Annotated in this window: 13 protein-coding genes; 9 read left to right on the forward strand and 4 right to left on the reverse strand. The window is 69.4% G+C overall.

Annotation, left to right across the window (positions count from 1 at the left end; all coding sequences use genetic code 11):
* Positions 1-10: 10 nt before the first annotated feature.
* Positions 11-2,971 (reverse strand): bifunctional [glutamine synthetase] adenylyltransferase/[glutamine synthetase]-adenylyl-L-tyrosine phosphorylase, encoded by a 2,961-nt coding sequence (locus tag RWE79_RS11635; protein ID WP_475939978.1) that lies wholly within the window; start codon positions 2,969-2,971, stop codon positions 11-13.
* A 278-nt stretch (positions 2,972-3,249) separates the two neighbouring features.
* Here RWE79_RS11635 and RWE79_RS11640 point away from each other — a divergent pair, with 278 nt between their 5' ends.
* The 4 genes from RWE79_RS11640 (at position 3,250) to RWE79_RS11655 (ending at position 6,806) form a co-directional block, all read left to right on the forward strand.
* A complete protein-coding gene (locus RWE79_RS11640) occupies positions 3,250-4,116 on the forward strand; it encodes an alkaline phosphatase family protein (RefSeq protein ID WP_475939979.1) in 867 nt (288 codons plus the stop codon).
* A 1-nt stretch (position 4,117) separates the two neighbouring features.
* A complete protein-coding gene (locus tag RWE79_RS11645) occupies positions 4,118-5,386 on the forward strand; it encodes an MFS transporter (protein WP_475939980.1) in 1,269 nt (422 codons plus the stop codon).
* Between the two features lie 29 nt (positions 5,387-5,415).
* Positions 5,416-6,438, forward strand: a complete 1,023-nt coding sequence (locus RWE79_RS11650) for a TolB family protein (protein ID WP_475945752.1) — start codon at positions 5,416-5,418, stop codon at positions 6,436-6,438.
* 62 nt (positions 6,439-6,500) lie between these two features.
* Positions 6,501-6,806, forward strand: coding sequence for a 4a-hydroxytetrahydrobiopterin dehydratase (locus tag RWE79_RS11655; RefSeq protein WP_475939981.1), 306 nt, complete (start codon positions 6,501-6,503; stop codon positions 6,804-6,806).
* 60 nt (positions 6,807-6,866) lie between these two features.
* Here RWE79_RS11655 and RWE79_RS11660 read toward each other — a convergent pair whose 3' ends face one another.
* Positions 6,867-7,295, reverse strand: coding sequence for a TOBE domain-containing protein (locus RWE79_RS11660; RefSeq protein WP_475939982.1), 429 nt, complete (start codon positions 7,293-7,295; stop codon positions 6,867-6,869).
* A 205-nt stretch (positions 7,296-7,500) separates the two neighbouring features.
* On the opposite strand from RWE79_RS11660, the gene RWE79_RS11665 reads away from it, so the two are divergent.
* The gene (locus tag RWE79_RS11665) at positions 7,501-8,226 is read left to right on the forward strand and encodes a class I SAM-dependent methyltransferase (RefSeq protein WP_475939983.1); all 726 of its coding nucleotides are present in this window, start codon (positions 7,501-7,503) and stop codon (positions 8,224-8,226) included.
* A gap of 113 nt (positions 8,227-8,339) precedes the next feature.
* On the opposite strand, the gene RWE79_RS11670 is transcribed toward RWE79_RS11665, so the two are convergent.
* Positions 8,340-9,701, reverse strand: a complete 1,362-nt coding sequence (locus RWE79_RS11670) for a glutamine synthetase family protein (protein ID WP_475939984.1) — start codon at positions 9,699-9,701, stop codon at positions 8,340-8,342.
* A gap of 227 nt (positions 9,702-9,928) precedes the next feature.
* On the opposite strand from RWE79_RS11670, the gene RWE79_RS11675 reads away from it, so the two are divergent.
* From RWE79_RS11675 to RWE79_RS11685, 3 genes are all read left to right on the forward strand, one after another.
* Positions 9,929-10,741 (forward strand): helix-turn-helix domain-containing protein, encoded by an 813-nt coding sequence (locus RWE79_RS11675; RefSeq protein ID WP_475939985.1) that lies wholly within the window; start codon positions 9,929-9,931, stop codon positions 10,739-10,741.
* Entirely contained in the window at positions 10,738-11,010 is a 273-nt protein-coding gene (locus RWE79_RS11680; protein WP_475939986.1) for a DUF397 domain-containing protein, read from the forward strand. The genes RWE79_RS11675 and RWE79_RS11680 overlap by 4 nt, the downstream gene beginning before the upstream one ends.
* Before the next feature lie 85 nt (positions 11,011-11,095).
* A complete protein-coding gene (locus RWE79_RS11685; protein WP_475939987.1) occupies positions 11,096-11,362 on the forward strand; it encodes a hypothetical protein in 267 nt (88 codons plus the stop codon).
* A 62-nt stretch (positions 11,363-11,424) separates the two neighbouring features.
* On the opposite strand, the gene RWE79_RS11690 is transcribed toward RWE79_RS11685, so the two are convergent.
* Positions 11,425-17,499, reverse strand: a complete 6,075-nt coding sequence (locus tag RWE79_RS11690; RefSeq protein ID WP_475939988.1) for an RHS repeat-associated core domain-containing protein — start codon at positions 17,497-17,499, stop codon at positions 11,425-11,427.
* Here RWE79_RS11690 and RWE79_RS11695 point away from each other — a divergent pair.
* The gene (locus RWE79_RS11695) at positions 17,483-17,989 is read left to right on the forward strand and encodes a hypothetical protein (RefSeq protein WP_475939989.1); all 507 of its coding nucleotides are present in this window, start codon (positions 17,483-17,485) and stop codon (positions 17,987-17,989) included. The genes RWE79_RS11690 and RWE79_RS11695 overlap by 17 nt on opposite strands.
* Positions 17,990-18,104 lie beyond the last annotated feature (115 nt).

Consider the following 18,104-nt stretch of genomic DNA (forward strand, 5'->3'; position numbering starts at 1 on the left):
GGCCGGCGCGCTACGAGCCGTAGAAGCGGTCCTCCACCACGGCCCGCGCCCGGCGGGTGACCCGGCGGTAGTCGTCGACCATCTCGCCGACGTGGCCGGGCTCGTACCCCAGATACCGCCCGACGGCGGCCAGCTCACGGCCGTCCGAGGGGAACGTGTCGCCGGGCCGGCCCCGCACCAGCATCACCGCGTTGCGCACCCGTGAGGCCAGCACCCAGGCGGCGTCCAGCACCTCGGCGTCCTCCTCGCCCACCAGCGCGGCCTCGCGGGCGGCGGCGAGCGCGGCCCGGGTGCGGGTGGTGCGCAGGCCGGGCTCGGCGGCCGCGTGCTGGAGTTGCAGCAGCTGTACGGTCCACTCGACGTCGCTGAGGCCGCCCCGCCCGAGCTTGGCGTGGGTGGTGGGGTCGGCGCCGCGCGGCAGCCGTTCGGCCTCCATACGGGCCTTGAGCCGCCGGATCTCGCGTACCGCGTCCTCCGGAAGGCCGCCGGGCGGGTAACGCAGCGGGTCGACCAGGGCCATGAAGCGCGCCGCCAGCTCCTCGTCGCCGGCCACCGGCTCGGCGCGCAGCAGCGCGTGCCGCTCCCACACCAGCGACCAGCGGCGGTAGTAGGCCTCGTACGAGGCGAGCGTCCGTACCAGCGGGCCGCTCTTGCCCTCGGGGCGCAGGTCGGCGTCGACCAGCAGCGGCGGGTCGGCGGTGGGGATCTGCAGCAGGCGCCGGAGCTCGTTGACGGTCCTCAGCGCGGCCCGCGACGCCTTGCCCTCCTCGGCCCCCGGGTACGGCTCGTGCACGAACAGGACGTCCGCGTCCGATCCGTAGCCCAGCTCGTGTCCGCCGAAGCGGCCCATGCCGATGACGGCGATCCGGGTGGGCAGCGGCTCGCCGGTCTCGGCCTCGACGGCGTTGACGGCGGCCTGGAGCGCGCCGGTGATGGCGGCGGCGTTGAGGTCGGCCAGGGCGGCGCCGATCGCGTCGGCGTCGTCGCGGTGGACTCCGACGAGGTCGGCGGCGGCCGTACGCAACAGCTCCCGCCGCCGCACCCCGCGCACCGCCGCGACGGCCTGTTCGGGGGTGGTGGCGCGGTGGACGGCGGCCAGCACCTCCTGGTCGAGGGCGGCGCGGCCGCGCGGGCGCAGCCCCTCGTCGTCGCCCAGCAGCGCGACCGCCTCGGGGGCGCGCATCAGCAGGTCGGGGGCGAACCGGCCCGAGGACAGCACCCGCGCCAGGTTCTCGGCCGCCGCGCCCTCGTCCCGCAGCAGCCGCAGGTACCAGGGCGTACGGCCGAGCGCGTCGGAGACCCTGCGGAAACCCAGCAGTCCGGCGTCGGGGTCGGCGGAGTCGGCGAACCAGCCCAGCAGCACCGGCAGCAGGGTGCGCTGGATGGCCGCCTTGCGGCTCACCCCGGAGGCCAGGGCCTCCAGATGACGCAGGGCGGCGGCCGGGTCCGCGTAACCCAGCGCCTCCAGCCGCTGCTTGGCGGCGACAGCCGACAGTCCGGCCTCGCCGGGGGCGAGTTGCGCGACGGCGTCGAGCAGCGGCCGGTAGAAGAGCTTCTCGTGCAGCCGCCGTACCTCGACCGCGTGCCGCCGCCACTCGCGGTGGAGTTCGGCGACCGGGTCGGCCCGCAGGCCCAGGGAGCGGCCGAGCCGCCGCAGGTCGGCGGGGTCGTCGGGGACGAGGTGGGTGCGGCGCAGCTTGTGGAGCTGGATGTGGTGCTCCATGGAGCGCAGGAAGCGGTACGCCGCGTCGAGGGCGGCGGCGTCCGCCCGGCCGACGTAGCCGCCCCGCGCGAGCTGTGCGAGGGCGGTGAGGGTGGTGCCGCTGCGCAGCGAGGAATCGGTCCTGCCGTGCACCAGCTGGAGCAGCTGCACCGCGAACTCCACGTCCCGCAGGCCGCCCGGTCCGAGTTTCAGCTCCCGCTCGACCTGCGCGGCGGGGATGTTGTCGACCACCCGGCGCCGCATCTGCTGCACGTCCTGGACGAAGTGCTCGCGGTCGGCCGCCTGCCACACCATCGGCGCCAGCGCCTCGACGTACTCCTTGCCCAGGGCCGGGTCGCCGGCCATCGGACGGGCCTTGAGCAGGGCCTGGAACTCCCAGGTCTTCGCCCAGCGCCGGTAGTAGGCCAGGTGGCTGCTGAGGGTCCGTACCAGGGGGCCGTTCTTGCCCTCGGGCCGCAGATTGGCGTCGACCTGCCAGATGCTGCCCTCGACGGTGGTGTCCGAGCAGATCCGCATCATGCGGGAGGCGACCCGGGTCGCGGCCTGGAGGGCGGCGTTCTCCGGGGCGCCGTCGGCGGGCTCGGCGACGAAGATGACGTCCACGTCGGAGATGTAGTTCAGTTCGTGGCCGCCGCACTTGCCCATGCCGATCACGGCCAGCCGGCAGGAGGCCGCGTCCCCGGACAGCTCCCCCGCCGCGATGGCCAGCGCCGCGCGGACCGTCGCGGTGGCCAGGTCGGCCAGCTCGGCGGCGGTCTGCACCAGGTCGCTGGTGCCGCACACGTCGCGGGCGGCGATGCCCAGCATGCAGCGCCGGTACGCGACGCGCAGCGCGTCGGGGTCGGCCGCGTCCCCCACCACCCGTTCGAACTCCTCGACCCCGGGGTGCAGGTCCGACGCCTCGTAGGTGACCAGGGCGTGCCAGTCCCGGGGGTGCCGGGCCAGGTGGTCGGCGAGGGCCAGCGAGGCGCCGAGCACCCCGAGCAGCCGGTCGCGCAGCGGTTTGGCGGCGGTGAGGGTGTCCAGCAGGGTGCGCCGCTCCGCGTCGTCCAGGGCCTCCGCCAGCCGTACCAGGCCGAGCAGTGCCTGATCGGGGTCGGCGGTCGCGCCCAGCGCGTCCAGCAGCACCGAGTCGGTCCGTACGGCCGACAGCTCGGGTGCGTTCAGCAGCCGCTCGGCCGCCGCCGCGTCCGTGAAGCCCGCCCGCAGCAGCCGTCCGAACCTGCTGTCCCGTCGCCCTTCCAGCACGCCGACCGCACCGCCTCTCCGTACCTCGTCGCCTCCGGCCCGCAGGGCGCTGCCCGTCGCTGCCTGTCGCTGCCAGGACCATTCGTACCCGCGGATCGGCGCCGGATCACCGCCGGATCGGCGCCGAGCGGCCCCCGCAGAGCCTAACCGTCCGTAATGAGCCGGGGTACGCACCCATCGTTCCCCTGAGCTTTACCTCGGTGGCGCTTCCGGGTTTCACCGTCCGCTCCTAGCCTTGCACGGCGCGTTCCGTTCCCCCCACACAACGGAGGTCAGCCGTGACCGGCCGACGCACCCGACGCACCTTCATCGCTCTCGCTTCCGCCCTCGGCCTCACCGCCGCGTACTTCGGCCTGGGAGCCGCACACGCCGCGAGCAGTGTGCCCACCCCCGACCACGTGGTCGTGGTGGTCTTCGAGAACCACGCGTACAGCCAGGTCATCGGCAGCTCCAGCGCCCCGTACATCAACTCGCTGCGGACCGGCGGCGCCAACCTCACCGCCTCCTACGCCGAGACCCACCCCAGCCAGCCCAACTACTTCGCGCTCTTCTCCGGTGCCACCCAGGGCATCACCGACGACAGCTGCTACACCCCCGGCTTCAGCTCCGCGGCCAACCTCGCCTCCGAGCTGATCGCCGCCGGCAAGACCTGGGCCAGCTACAACGAGACGCTGCCCAGCGCCGGTTCGACCACGTGCAGCAGCGGCAACTACGCCCGCAAGCACAACCCCTGGTTCGGCTTCAGCAATGTGCCGGCCTCGTCGGCGTACACCTTCGCGCAGTTCCCGACCACCTACTCGGCGCTGCCCCAGGTCTCCTTCGTCGTACCGAACCTGTGCAGCGACATGCACGACTGCTCGGTCGCGACCGGCGACACCTGGCTGCGGACCAACCTGAGCGCGTACGCCACCTGGGCCGCGACCCACAACAGCCTGCTCGTCGTCACCTTCGACGAGGACAACCGGCTCTCCGGCAACAAGATCCCGACCGTCCTGTACGGCCAGCCCGTCACGGCGGGGTCCTCCTCCTCGACCACCTACAACCACTACAACCTGCTCCGCACCCTGGAGGACATGGCCGGCCTCGGCACCCACGCCGGCAACGCCGCCTCCGCCTCCGACATCACCGGCATCTGGGCCTCGTAGCGTGTACCTGGCGGACAGCCGCGCCGGCACCCGACGGGTCAGCCCGGGTGCCGGCGCCATCGGAGCGACGGTTTTCGCCCTGGGCGCCGTCAGCCTCGTCACCGACATCTCCTCCGAGATGGTCACCGCCGTCCTCCCGCTGTACCTGGTGACGGGCCTGGGCCTGTCACCGCTCGGCTTCGGCCTCCTGGACGGCGTCTACAACGGCTTCAGCGCCCTCGTCCGGCTCGTCGGCGGCCACCTCGCCGACCGGGGCGGCGGGCACCACAAGACGGTGGCCGCACTGGGGTACGGCCTGTCCGCCCTCTGCAAGCCGCTTCTCCTGCTCGCCCACACCCTCCCCCTCATCGGCGCCGTCCTCGCCGCCGACCGCACCGGCAAGGGGCTGCGCACCGCGCCCCGCGACGCCCTGATCTCGCTGTCGGTGGCGCCCGCGGCCCGCGGCCGGGCCTTCGGCGTCCACCGGGCCATGGACACCACCGGCGCGCTGCTCGGACCGCTGGCCGCCTTCCTCATCCTGCGGCAGGCCGCCGACGGCTACGACGCGGTCTTCACCGTGAGCTTCTGCGTGGCGGCGGCGGGCGTGGCGGTGCTGCTGCTCTTCGTACCCGGCCGCGAGACGGGGGCCGCCGGGGCCGCCCGGACCGGCCGGGCCCGTCCGGCACCCGGGGACACCCGCGGCCGGCCGCGCTCCTCGCTCGCGCTGCTCCGCCGGCGCCCGGTGCTCCGTCTCACCGTCTGCGCGACCCTGCTGGGCCTGGCCACCGTCAGCGACTCCTTCGTCTACCTGCTCCTCCAGCACCGCCTCGCCGTCCCCGACCGCTGGTTCGCCCTGCTCCCGCTCGGCACGGCGGCGTCCTTCCTCACGCTCGCCGTGCCGCTGGGCCGCCTCGCGGACCGGCTGGGCCGGTGGCGGATGTTCCTCGCCGGCCACGGGGCACTGCTCGCCGCGTACGGGCTGCTGCTCGCGCACGGCCCGGTGTACGCGGTCCTGCTGCTCCACGGCGCCTTCTACGCGGCCACGGACGGGGTACTGATGGCGGCCGCCGCCGACGCCGTCCCTCCCGAGCTGCGCGCCGGCGGCCTCGCGCTGGTCCAGACGGGTCAGGCGCTGGCCCGGTTCACCGCGTCGATCGCCTTCGGCGCGGCCTGGACGGCGTGGGGCGACCGTACGGCCCTGACGGGTGCCGCCGTGGCGCTCGCGGTGGTCTGGGCGGCCGCGGCGTCCCTGCGTCCGCGGGCCACACCGGTTCGGGAGGCCACACCATGATCATGATGATGACGAAGGCGCCGACGAGACTGACGACCCGTGGCCGGCTGCTCGTCCTGCTCACCACCCTCGCCGTGCTGGCGGGCGTCGCCACCGGCGCCGTACTCCACGCCGCCGACCGCGCCGCCCGCAAGGACCGCCCGCAGGCCGGTGGTCCCGCGGTGACCGCCGGCGCGGTCACCCTCGCCGCCGCCGGACGGCGCGAACTGGTCTTCCGCAACATGGCCTGGGGCCCGCACCGCGACGAGCTGGCGACCGTCCCCGCCGACCGCCCGGCCGGCCCGCGCACCGCCTCCGGCGTACGGTGCCTGCGCTTCCACGCCGCCGGCGGCACCGGCATCTGCCTGCAGTCCGTCCACGGCGCCGTCCAGGACACCTACCGGGCGGTCGTACTCGACGCCCGGCTCCACGAACGCCGTCACTACGCCCTCGCCGGGATCCCGACCCGGGCCCGGGTGTCCCCGGACGGGCGGATGGTGGCCTGGACGGTCTTCGTCAGCGGCGACTCGTACGCGGGCACGAACTTCTCCACCCGCACCTCCGTCCTCGACACCCGCACCTGGCACCTGGACGCCAATCTGGAGGACTTCCGCATCATCAGGCAGGGCCACGTCCACCACGCCGCCGACGTCAACTTCTGGGGCGTCACCTTCGCCGACGACACCCGCTTCTACGCGACGCTGGCCACCGGCGGCCACACCTACCTCGTCCGCGGCGACACCGCCACCCGTACGGTCCGCACCCTGCGCACCAACGCCGAGTGCCCGTCGCTGTCCCCCGACGGCCGCCGGCTGGTCTACAAGAAACGCGTCGCCGGCCGCTCCCCCGACGCCCCCTGGCGGCTCTACGCCCTCGACCTGCGCACCCTGCGCGAGACCCCGCTCGCGGAGACCCGCAGCGTCGACGACCAGGTCCTCTGGCGGGACGCCCGGACCGTCCTGTACGCCCTCCCCGGCGACTACGGCGCCGACCTGTGGACCGTCCCCGCCGACGGCACCGGCACCGCCCGCCGGCTCATGACCGCCGCGCTGGCGCCCGCCTACATAGACTGATGACAGGAGACCGCGAAGGTCGGCGCACGTCACGCGCAACGAACCGGAAGCAGGTGTGCCACATGTCAGTTCTGCTCGACGAATCCCAGGTCCGCGAAGCCATGGCCGACCTCCCGGACTGGTACCAGGAGGGCCTCACTCTGCGCCGCACCGTCAAGACCCGCGACTTCCCGTCCGCGATCCGCATCCTCAACGACGTCGCGATCGAGGCCGAGAAGATCAACCACCACCCGGACGTCGACGTGCGCTACGACACGCTGTACTTCACGCTGAGCACGCACTCCGCGGGCGGCCTCACCATCCTGGACACCACGCTCGCGCATCGCCTGGAGACCGTCATCGGCTCCCACACCCGCGCCCACGCCTGACGGGCCGCAGGCCTGCGGGGCCTTGCGGGGGCCTCGCGGGGGCCTTGCGGGCCTGCGGGCTCAGGGCGTCGCGAGCGACACATCGGTCGCCTTGACCAGGGCCACCACCCGTGACCCCTCACCGATCCCCAGCTCCACGACCGCCTCCCGGGTGATCGCGGCGGTCAGCACGGCGTCCGTCCCGGTGTCGGCCAGTGTCACCTTGACGGTCGCCATCGCCTCCCCGAACGCGACCGCGCTCACCGTCCCGGGGAGCTGGTTGCGGATGCTCAGGCCCTCCACCGGAGCCGTCGCGAGCGCCACCTCCGTCGCCTTCACCAGAGCCGTCACCGCCCCGCCCGGCACGATGCCGAGTTCCCTGACGGCCTCCTTGGTGACCACGGCGGTCAGTTCACCCCGCCCCAGTGCGACCTTGACGACGGCCATGACCTCGCCGGGCTCGACGGCGACGGCGGTACCGGTGATCTGATTACGGATGCTCAGGCCCATGGGGCCCACCGTAGACACGCGCTCGCCGGACAGGCACGCACCCGCGCACCCGCCCGGCGACCGGAAAGCCGTACGGCCTACAGCAGGGCGCGGATTGGCCCGTGCGCAGCGCCTCCGGGACCTTCGCGACATAAAGGTCTAACGTTCGGGGCTGAAAGCCACTCACCGGGCAACACTCCGAAAATCTGAAGACAGGGTCATTCGCATGACTGAAACGAATGTCGACAGCGCTCCGGTCCTTGACGGTCTCGAAGAAATCGAGGGATGGTTCTTCCTTGCCGACCAGTTTCTCTTTCACTGGCTGTTGACATTCCAGAAGGACCACGGCGTCACCGGCGATCTCCTCGAACTCGGTGTCTACAAGGGGAAGAGCGCGATCCTTCTCGGTTCCCACACCGTGGACGAAGAGGAGTTCGTCGTCTGCGACCTCTTCGACTCGCCTGCCCCCGACGCTCCCACAGAGAACGAAATGCGCTGCTACTACCCCACGCTCACCCGTAGGGTTTTCGAGGAGAACTATCTCCGCTTCCACCACCAGCTCCCCGCCATCGTCGAGGGAGCCTCTTCGGAGATCACCTCCAGCGTGGAACCCGCCCGGTTCCGGTTCGTCCACATTGACGCTTCGCATCTGTATCCGCACGTAAAGGGAGACATCGCGTCAGCCAGGACTCTCCTCAAGCAGGACGGGATCGTGGCGCTGGACGACTATCGGAGCCCGCACACTCCTGGGGTCGCGGCAGCCACCTGGGAAGCCGTGCTCAACGGCGGTCTGAAACCGATCGCGGTCACCGAGAGCAAGTTCTACGGAACCTGGGGCGACCCTTCCGAGCCGCAGAAGCGACTGGGGGCCCTGCTCGCGGCCAGTCAGCACTTCTGGGGTGTGGGAGAAGAGGTCGCCGGACATCCTCTGATCCACATCCACAACCGCTGAGAACCGTCACCGTCCGGAGCGGACACTACGGCGCGGGACGACCCTCCGGGCCGACGGCTGTCAGCCGTCGGCCCGGAGGGTCGTCAAGGCGGGGAATCCCCGCTGATCCGCGCTTACAGCGTCGGCAGGTTCTTGCGCAGCTCGAAGGCGGTGACCTCGGAGCGGTACTCCTCCCACTCCTGCTTCTTGTTGCGCAGGAAGAAGTCGAAGACATGCTCGCCGAGGGTCTCCGCCACCAGCTCGCTGCGCTCCATCAGCGTGATCGCCTCGCCGAGGTTCTGCGGCAGCGGCTCGATGCCGAGCGCCCGCCGCTCGCCGTCCGACAGCGCCCACACGTCGTCGTCGGCGCCGGGCGGCAGCTCGTAGCCGCCTTCGATGCCCTTGAGGCCGGCGGCCAGCAGTGCCGCGTACGCCAGGTAGGGGTTCGCGCCCGAGTCGATCGAGCGGACCTCGACCCGCGTCGAGCCCGTCTTGCCCGGCTTGTACATCGGGACCCGGATCAGCGCGGACCGGTTGTTGTGGCCCCAGCAGATGTACGAGGGCGCCTCGCCGCCGGCGCCCGCCGTGCGCTGGGAGCCGCCCCAGATGCGCTTGTAGGAGTTCACCCACTGGTTGGTCACGGCCGAGATCTCGGCGGCGTGCGTCAGCAGACCCGCGATGAACGACCGGCCGACCTTGCTGAGCTGGAACTCCGCGCCCGACTCGTAGAAGGCGTTGCGGTCCCCCTCGAAGAGGGACAGGTGGGTGTGCATACCGGAGCCGGGGTGCTCGCTGAACGGCTTGGGCATGAAGGTCGCCTGCACACCCTGCTCCAGCGCCACCTGCTTCATGACCAGCCGGAACGTCATGATGTTGTCGGCGGTCGACAGCGCGTCCGCGTACCGCAGATCGATCTCCTGCTGACCGGGGGCGCCCTCGTGGTGGGAGAACTCCACCGAGATGCCCATCGACTCCAGCATGGTGATCGCCTGACGGCGGAAGTCCTGGCCGATGTTGTGCGGGGTGTGGTCGAAGTAGCCCGAGGTGTCCGCCGGCGTCGGGACCCGGCCGTCGGTCGGCTTGTCCTTGAGCAGGAAGAACTCGATCTCCGGGTGCGTGTAGAACGTGAACCCGAGGTCCGAGGTCTTCGCCAGGGCCCGCTTCAGCACGTACCGCGGGTCGGCGTAGGACGGCGACCCGTCCGGCATGAGGATGTCGCAGAACATCCGTGCCGTGCCGGGCGCCTCGGCCCGCCAGGGCAGGATCTGGAAGGTGCCGGGGTCCGGCTTCGCGATCATGTCGGACTCGTAGACGCGCGCGAAGCCCTCGATCGCCGACCCGTCGAAGCCGATGCCCTCGTCGAACGCCTGCTCCAGCTCCGCGGGCGCCACGGCCACCGACTTCAGATACCCGAGCACGTCGGTGAACCACAGCCGCACGAAGCGGATGTCCCGCTCCTCCAGCGTACGAAGAACGAACTCCTGCTGCTTGTCCATAGCTACATCCTTGCAGGTCATACGGCCTGTGCACCACAGCCAGGGCATTCGGCGGCGTTCTTGGGGGGCATCCCAGTATCACCTGTTGTGGTTTCCTCCAGATTACGCATGCCCGGCCGCGCTTCACTCGTCGGGGGGATATCGCCGTAACCCGCTGTGTGGACGCCCTCAGCTGGCTAGCCTGACCTGCGCGGATTGCGGTCCTGGTGGCAGGGGGTGCGGGAGCGGTGACCGGTGGCGACGAGGGCTCGCAGAGCATGCGGATGTTCGGGGCGGTGGTGCGTGCCGCGCGCGAGAACGCGCAGCTGTCCTCGGAGGAGCTGGCACGCCGGGTGACCTACTCGCGGTCACTGATCGTGAAGATCGAGCGCGGTGAGCGGATGCCGCCGCAGGACTTCGTCCCCAGGGCCGAGGAACTGCTGCGGACCGGCGGCATGCTCCGGGAGGCGGCGAAGCACCTGTCGCGGGAGCGCTACCCGTCGTGGTTCGAGGACTACGCGGAGGAGGAGGCGAAGGCCCTTGTCCTCAACACCTACGACACCCTGCTCATCAACGGACTGCTGCAGACCGAGGCCTACACGCGAGCCGTGCTCGCCTGCCGCTGTCCGGCACTGGACGAGGATCAGACCGAGCACCGCGTCGCGGCGCGGCAGGCCCGTCAGTCGCTGCTGACCCGCGACCGGCCCGCCGAGCTGTCCTTCATCTTCGACGAGTGGGTGCTGCGGCGTCCGCTCGGCGGGGCGGCGGTACTCAAGGAACAGTTGGAATGGCTGCTGGAGCTGGGTGACCGCCGACATCTGTCCATCCAGGTGGTGCCGATGTCGTACGAGGCCCACGCCGGGGTCGACGGCCCGATGCACCTGCTGGAGACACCGCGGCACCAGTGGCTCGGCTACCTCGAAGTGCAGGGCAGGGGACGCCTGATCGACGACCTGGAGGAGGTCTCGGAGCTGCACAGCAAATATGCGATGATCCGGACGCAGGCCCTCACCCCGGGGGACTCCGCGCGACTGATCGAGCAGATTGCGGGTGGACCGTGAACGCCGAACTCGCCTGGTTCAAGAGCAGCTACAGCGGCGCCGAGGGCGGGGCTTGCCTCGAAGTCGCCCTGGAATGGCGCAGGTCCAGCCACAGCGGCGCCGAGGGCGGCCAGTGCGTCGAGGTCGCCGCCTGCCCCGCCACGGCCCGCACCGCCCGCACGGTCCACGTCCGCGACTCCAAGGCCGCCCCCGCCGGGCCGACACTGGCCTTCACACCCGCTGAATGGTCCGCGTTTGTCGCCTTCACCGTCGGGACGACCGTGGAATAGCCGGACCGCGGGGAACATTCTTCGGCCGGAATGCTTCGGCCCGGGTCTTGTATGTTGGTGACCACCAACAAAGGCGGGCGGGAACATGCACAAGTCAGGGAACATGCCCACCGGGGAGGCGGTACTCATTGGTGTATCGCTGGGCATCCTCGCGCTCGCGATCGGAATCATCTGCCTCTTCGATCTCAGAATAACGAGGCCGATGCTCCACCCCGGCAAGACCAGAGCGGAGTTCTACGCGGATAATCCCGCCGCCAGGCTCCCGACCCTGGTTGTCGGCTCGCTCTTTCTCTTCGCCGGCGGCATCGTGATCCTGGCAATGGCCACCGTGGTCCTCTCACTGATCTTCTGACTGAACGCCGATGGCCCGCCCCGGACAGGGCGGGCCATCGGCGTTCAGTCACGGTTTTTCTGTCACGGCTTCCAGGTGGACGACGCGCCCGGCGTGAAGACCTTCACCCCGTCACCGCTGACGTCGATGCCCTGGAGCGCGGGCCCCTGCACCGACACGCCTCCTCCGATGGAATACCCACCGAAGTAGTACTTTCCCTTCCCGTTCGTCCGGTAGCCGTAGCCGCCGTTGGCTCCGACGAATCCGTCCGCTGCGGTAACCCCTACCACCTGGAAGTCCTGGTCCTTGACGCGCGCGGAATTGTATCCCACCGAAGCGCCGCCGTAGACCTTGAAGAATTTCAGGAAACCACCGCCCGGGAACTTGGGAGCATTCGACATCCCGCCCGATGTGTAGAGCTGTAGGTGTCCGTCCTGGGCGTAGACGTTCAGGCATCCCCAGAAGCAGGCGGAACCCGATATGTAGGTGTGCTGAGTGATCTTGTCGACGCCATGCTGGATGGTCTTGCCCAGTTCGCAGAGGGCACCCATCAACGAGCAGCCACTGTCGTCGACGTGGTTGACCGAATCTCCGTAAGTCGGCAGCCTCACGATGTAGTTGAGGATGTTGTCGCTGAGCTTCGGGCCAAGATCCGCAGAGGCCTGCGTGAAAAGAGTCGTCCCTTCAGCCGGGGGCGTCGGCGTCGTGTAGACCGGGCCCTGCGGGTGAACGACCCTCGACTTGCTGGTCGGCATGCCGTTCCGGCAGTTGTTGACCTCACCGGTCCCGCATTCGATGGACTGGAGGCCGCTCGGGTCGCTGAAGGAGACCGGATTGTTCAGCGAGTAGCTGTAGGCGTTGATGTTCTGCGGTGTGTACGGGGTGGTGAGCTCGTCGGGGCTGAGGAAGCGGCCGAGGCTCGGGTCGTACATCCGGGCGCCGAGGATGGACAGGCCGGTCGAATCGTCCTCGGTCTTGCCGAGGAAGCCCCGGTCCGAACTCGACGGCAGGCTCGTCGCCCGCTGTGCGCCGAAGGGCGAGTAGCGGCGACGACTGACCACGCCGGTGGCGGCCAGGATGATCAGCTGGGTGGAGGCCTGGCCATCGGAGAGCAGCCAGCTCAGAGCACCGTTGGTGGTGCCGTCTGCGGTTCGCATGGCGACGGTCGCGGTGCCGGCCGTGTAGTACCGGGTGTTCTTGACCGTGCCGGTGCTCGTCTTGTGGAACTCCTGGTTTCCGATGTAGAGGACGCTTTCGCTGCTGCTCTTGCGTGCCAGGAGAGTCCCGTCGGCGTCGTAGACGTAGTTGGTCGTGGTCGGGCCGGCGACCTGCGTGACGCGGTGCTCGGCGTCCCAGGTGAAGGTGGTGGCGGTGCCGTTGACGGTCTTGGTGTGCATCTGGCCATCGGCGTCATAGGAGTAGAGGTCCGTGCCACTGCTCGTCTTGACGCTGGTGACGCCGTGCGGCTGGGCGGCGCCGGCGGTGTACGTCGACTGGTCGGCGGAGTAGCCGGGGTAGACGTAGTCGCGGGCGGTGCTGCCAGTACTGGTGGTGCTGGTGACCTTCTGGAGGTTGCCGATGCCGTCGTAGGTGTAGTCCAGCTGGTACGGGGCCAGGCTGCTGCTCGCGGTCAGGTCGGGCGTGAAGGCACCCTCGCAGCCGCCGGACGCCTCGGTGGTCCAGGCACGGGAGAGACGGTTGAGCTCGTCGTAGGTGAAGCACTCGGTCTGACCGGTGGTGCTGTCCTTCACACCGGTGATCTGACCGGCGGCATCGCGCGCGTAACTGTCGTTCTGCACCGGTGTGCTGCCGGCCGTGCTGGTCGTTGTGGTGATGTTGGTGAGCCAGTTGGTGGTGTCGTCGTAGGTGTAGGCCCGGCTCGCCGTCGTGGTCGTGGTGGCGGTCGTGCCGTAGGTCCGTCCGGTGAGGCGGCCGAGGGTGTCGTAGTCCGTGGAGTTCACGTAGGTGGCGAGCGGGCTGGAGACCTTGTCCAGGAACCCGTATGTGTCGTAGGCGGACGTCACCGTCTCCTGGGGCAGACCACCGATCGCCGGGTAGGCGACGCTCGTCTGGTGATCGGCCGCGTCGTATCCGTACGCGACGGTGTAACTGCCGTCCAGTCCGCTGCCGTCGCTCGGGACGGTGGTCGTGGTGCCCGTCTTCCGGCCCCGGGTGTCATAGCCGCTGACCGTGGTCTTGTAGGCGTAGGTGCCCGAGTACGACGTGGCGGAGGCGAGCTGGCCAATGCCGCCGGAAGCGGTGTCGTAGGTACGGGAGGTCAGGGTGACGCTGCCCTTGCTGGTGGTCAGCGGCCGGTTCAGGTTGTCGTAGGTGTAGGTCAGGGTGTCGGTGTTCGCGTCCGTCGTGGTCTGGACGTTCCCGTTGTTGTCATAGGTGGTCGAGGAGCTGCCCGTGTCCGGGTCGACGGTGGAGGAGCGCTCACCCAGCCAGTTGTAGCCGTAGGTGGTGATGTTGCCCTTGGAGTCGGTGATCTGCGACAGCTTGCCGCTGCGCGTGTAGTTGTACGTCGTGGTGTAGGTGCTGGGGCCGAACTCCACCACCTTGGAGGTCTGCCCGAAGACGTCGGTGTAGGTGTTGGTGCGCTCGCCGACGGCGGGGACGGTGGTGGTGTAGTCGCCGTGGTAGTTGGTGATGGTCTGGCCCTGGAGCTGCGCGGCACCGTTGGCCATCATCCGGGACTGGGTGGTACGGCCCGCGTAGTCGATCAGCAGATCGGTGTAGGACGGCAGGCTGTCCACGGTGGGCAGGACCATGCCGGAGCCGGCGGCGCTGGAGTTGTAGAACGCGGCCGAGGTGCCGGTGACGTTGCCGGAGGTGTCGTACCGGGTGGACACCACGGTCCGGCCGGTGCCGCCCGAGGCGGGGGTCTGGGTCTCCCGGGTGCGGCCGAGTCCGTCGAGGTAGCTGTAGGACTTGAGGTACGTCGAACCGGACTGGAGGGTCTCGCTGGTCACCTTGGGCGGCGTGTCGGAGACGAGCGTGGGCACGCCCTCACTGTTGGTCTCCGTGGTGACGGTGTAGGTGAACCGCATTGACGGATTGCCGTCGGGGTAGTTGGCGATCTCGGTCGGCTTGAACACCTCCGAGGTGCGGCCGACGGAGTCCGCCACCACCCGCGTGACGTTGTTGTTGGCGTCCTGGACCTTGTAGGCGCTGCCCCACAGCCGGGAGTACCAGGTGGTGGTGCTCGTCGCGGTGGCCGAGCCGGTTCCGTCGGGGTCCGGGGTGGTGACCTTCACGCCGTCGGTGGGCCAGGACGTGGCGGGGCTGTAGGTGGTCGTGGTGGTGTGGTTGGCCTTGACCGTGCTGCTGGTGCTGGCACTGCCGATGCCGTCGGTGGTGGTGAGGATGCGGCCGCCACCGTCGTAGGTGTTGGTGGTGTCACGGTAGTTCGACGCGTCGGTGTAGGAACGCATGGTGGTGGGGTTGCCGTCGGTCGGTACGTCCGCGGCCACCGTGGTGGCGCCGTCGTACAGGGTGACCTTGTACGAGTCGAGGTTGGCCGAGGCTCGGGCGGCGCAGTCGGCGGCGTAGTGCCGGGTCTCGTCGGTCAGGACCATCCAGCGTTTGACGTCGGAGTCGGGGAAGTTGGCGGTGTTGTAGGCGCGGCCGTAGGTGGTGCAGCGGTTGTCGTCGGTGTCGACCAGGCCCCAGTCGTTGGTGCGCAGGGGCAGGCCGTAGGTGGTGCTGACGGCGTCGGTGTCGTCGTACTCGTCGTTGACGACATGCTCACGCCAGCCGGCCGAGGTCAGCTCGTCGGTGGTCGTCTTGGCGTCGCGCACGAAACGCGCGTCGGGCAGACCGTCGTACACGGCGGTGTCATGGGACCAGTAGGTGTGCCAGACGCGTTTGTGGGACTGGCCCGTACCGTCGCGGGTGGACTCCTCCAGCGTCTTGCCGTTCAGCCAGGCGCTGTCGGTGACATTGGTGGTGGAGTCGTCGCCGTCGGAGACGGTCACGCTGCGGGTGGCGGAGGAGTCGGACTTCGACGTGCGGTCGCCGTCCATGCCCCGATAGAGCCAGTAATACGTCGAGGCGGAGTTGTCCTTTGTACCGGTGAAAACCTCCACCTGCTGGTAACCGCGCCAGTCCGTCCACGACTCGTCGTCGTCCGGGATCATCGGATCGTTCGGGAACGCCCAGGCCGGCTTGCCGTTGTACTCGTACGTGGTCGTCATCACCGGATCACCGTCGGAGTCCGCGCCCTGGCCGACACCTGGATCCGAGACGACCTTGCTGACCACGTACTTCTTGAACCAGCCGGTGCGGGCGTCGGTCTCGCCTTCCGGGGTCCATTTCTGCTTGAAGCAGTCCTCGGTGTTGTTGGACTCCGAGGGCAGGTCGTCGATGTCGCAGGCGTCAGGCTGCGCGTAGGTGACGTTGGTGAAGGATCCCAGGTCGCCGTGGACCTGGTTGACCCGGCGGAAGTTCAACAGGCTGGAACCGACCTGGTTGTCCTTCCACTCACCGTTGAAGTTGATGGTCGGCAGCGTGATGTCGTCACCGTCGCCATAACCCTTGCGCTGCACGTAGTCCAGCCACAGCGTCTCGCCGATCGTGCCGTCCGGGTTCGGCAGCCCGTACTTCATCTGGTACTGCATCGCCGGGTCCCAGGCCGAGGAATCGGTGTCCCGGACGAAGGTCTTGATGTCCCACAGCATGTCCGTGGAGAAGAACGTCGGCGAATACGTCTCACCGGTGATGCTCTTGCAGGAGTCGTCGGCCGCCGTCCCGTCACAGATCAGGTCGGTCGGCACATCGGGATACGAGTCCGGGTGCGAGGACAACGCCGGGCACGCGGCCGGCTCACTGCCCAGCGGATCCATGTCCGCCATCCGTTCCACGCAGCGGCCGACGTGCGTCAGCTCGACCTTCGCGGGCAGTTGCGCGCCGGCGATGTCGGAGGCCCAGCCGTACTCGATCCGCACCAGATAGGAGGCAGCGTCATAGGACCGCGCCTGGTCGCTCAGCACCACCGAGCGGTAGTGGTTCTCCTGCTTCTCGTAGAAGTAGGCGTTCTCCACCTCGTTCGGATCGACCACCCGGTCCAGACCCCAACGCCACGCCTGGTCACAGATCCCGATCCCACCGCTGTAGCACGGCTCACCGGCATCATTGCCCACAACCGGGACGGTGAGCACCGAGTGCGTGTAGTCACCGGTGCGCTCACTGCGACCCCAGCCGAAGTAGTACCGCATCCCGTCCTGGGAAGAGACCACCCAGTACTCGTCGTCCGCGCCATGGCCACCGGTCAGGTGCTGCACCCGCCAGCCCGGATCGTCCTGCACGTGATACGCGCCGGTACCGGTGTCGTCCTGCACCAGATCCGAGGTCACACCGTTGAGGTTGATGACATAGACCGCGCCGTCGATCTCCTTGGCACTGTTCGGCGAGTCCCAGCACAGATCACCGACATTGGCGATGCCGTCCTTCGCACAGGCACGGTAACGCCGCTCCACATAACCGACGTTGAGGTCCCAGCCCATGCCCGCCCAGGACGCCTGCGTGTTCGACGCCGACGTCAGACCGTCCACCGCCTGCGAGTTGTACGACAGCGACAGATTCGGCGTCGTACCCGTCGGGGTTTTGGGCACGGTGATCGGCAGGCTGTAAGTGAAGGCACCCGAGCCCACCGACACGTTCCACGACCCCGAAGGGCTCAGGGTCGACGCCCGGTAGTCGCCCTTGTCCGACGAGGACGTGGACGCCAGCGCGTACACCGTGCCCGAGTCCGAAGTCGCCGCCAGCGACATCGACGCATCGTCGGCGTCGGCGGCGGAGCCCAGGTCCAACTGGTCGGCCGGGACACCCGACGGGTCACCGTCGGCCTGGACCGTGGCCGTCAGCGTGCCGAACTTCGTGTCGTTGTCCGCCTTCACGAACACCGGCTTCGCCGAACACCCTCGCGCATCCGGCGTGGTCAACGCACACGCCGGGAACTTCACCAACCGCAACCGCGACGCGAAATCCGCACCGTACGCGTACTTGAAACCGGAGTAGTCCAGGCTGACCTGCACCGGACCGGTGTCCGAGGTGCCGTCGGCACGGGTGAGCTGAACGCCGATCCCCACACCACCCGCCGAGGAGATCGCCTTACGGTCCAGAACCTTCACATCCACCGTGGCGGGAGCAGGCACCGCCACCGCACCGGACCTACCGTTCAAGCCCGTCAACGACCTGGACGACTTCTTCAGAATGCTGTCCTTCGGCGCCGGGGCAACCGTCACCACCGCCGACTTGGCATCCCCACCCGACGGCGCCACAGCAACCGCCTCACCCGACTTCAACCCCGCCAGATCAACCCGCGCCGCCGCCCTCTTCGGCCACCTCGGAGTAATCGGCTTCGTCGACGTCGACTCCGCGCGGTCCTTCGGCACCGAACCCGCGTCCTGGGCCGGCACGTTGACCGGGCTCTTCGCCTTGGCCGCCAACAGCGGTGCCGCGACGGCGGCCGGTATCCCGGACAGCATCGCCGCCATCAGCAAACTCGGTACCGCAACCGCCAGACGTCTCGTACGCGACAGCATCAGACAATCCCCCGTTCATCCCCCGCACAGCGCCTGTACAGCAGACAGCCGGCGCCAGTTGACCGCGCCGACGTTAATCGCGGCCCCCCGCCCGGGATAGATCAACAAAAACGGACAACTTGAAGCACATGCGCATCAGGCGCCTCAGCCCAGACATGTGACCTGCGTCACGCCGCCGGCGGCGGCAAGGGGGACTGGCGTGACGGGAGTTGCCG

Source organism: Streptomyces sp. RLA131, assembly GCF_056270125.1.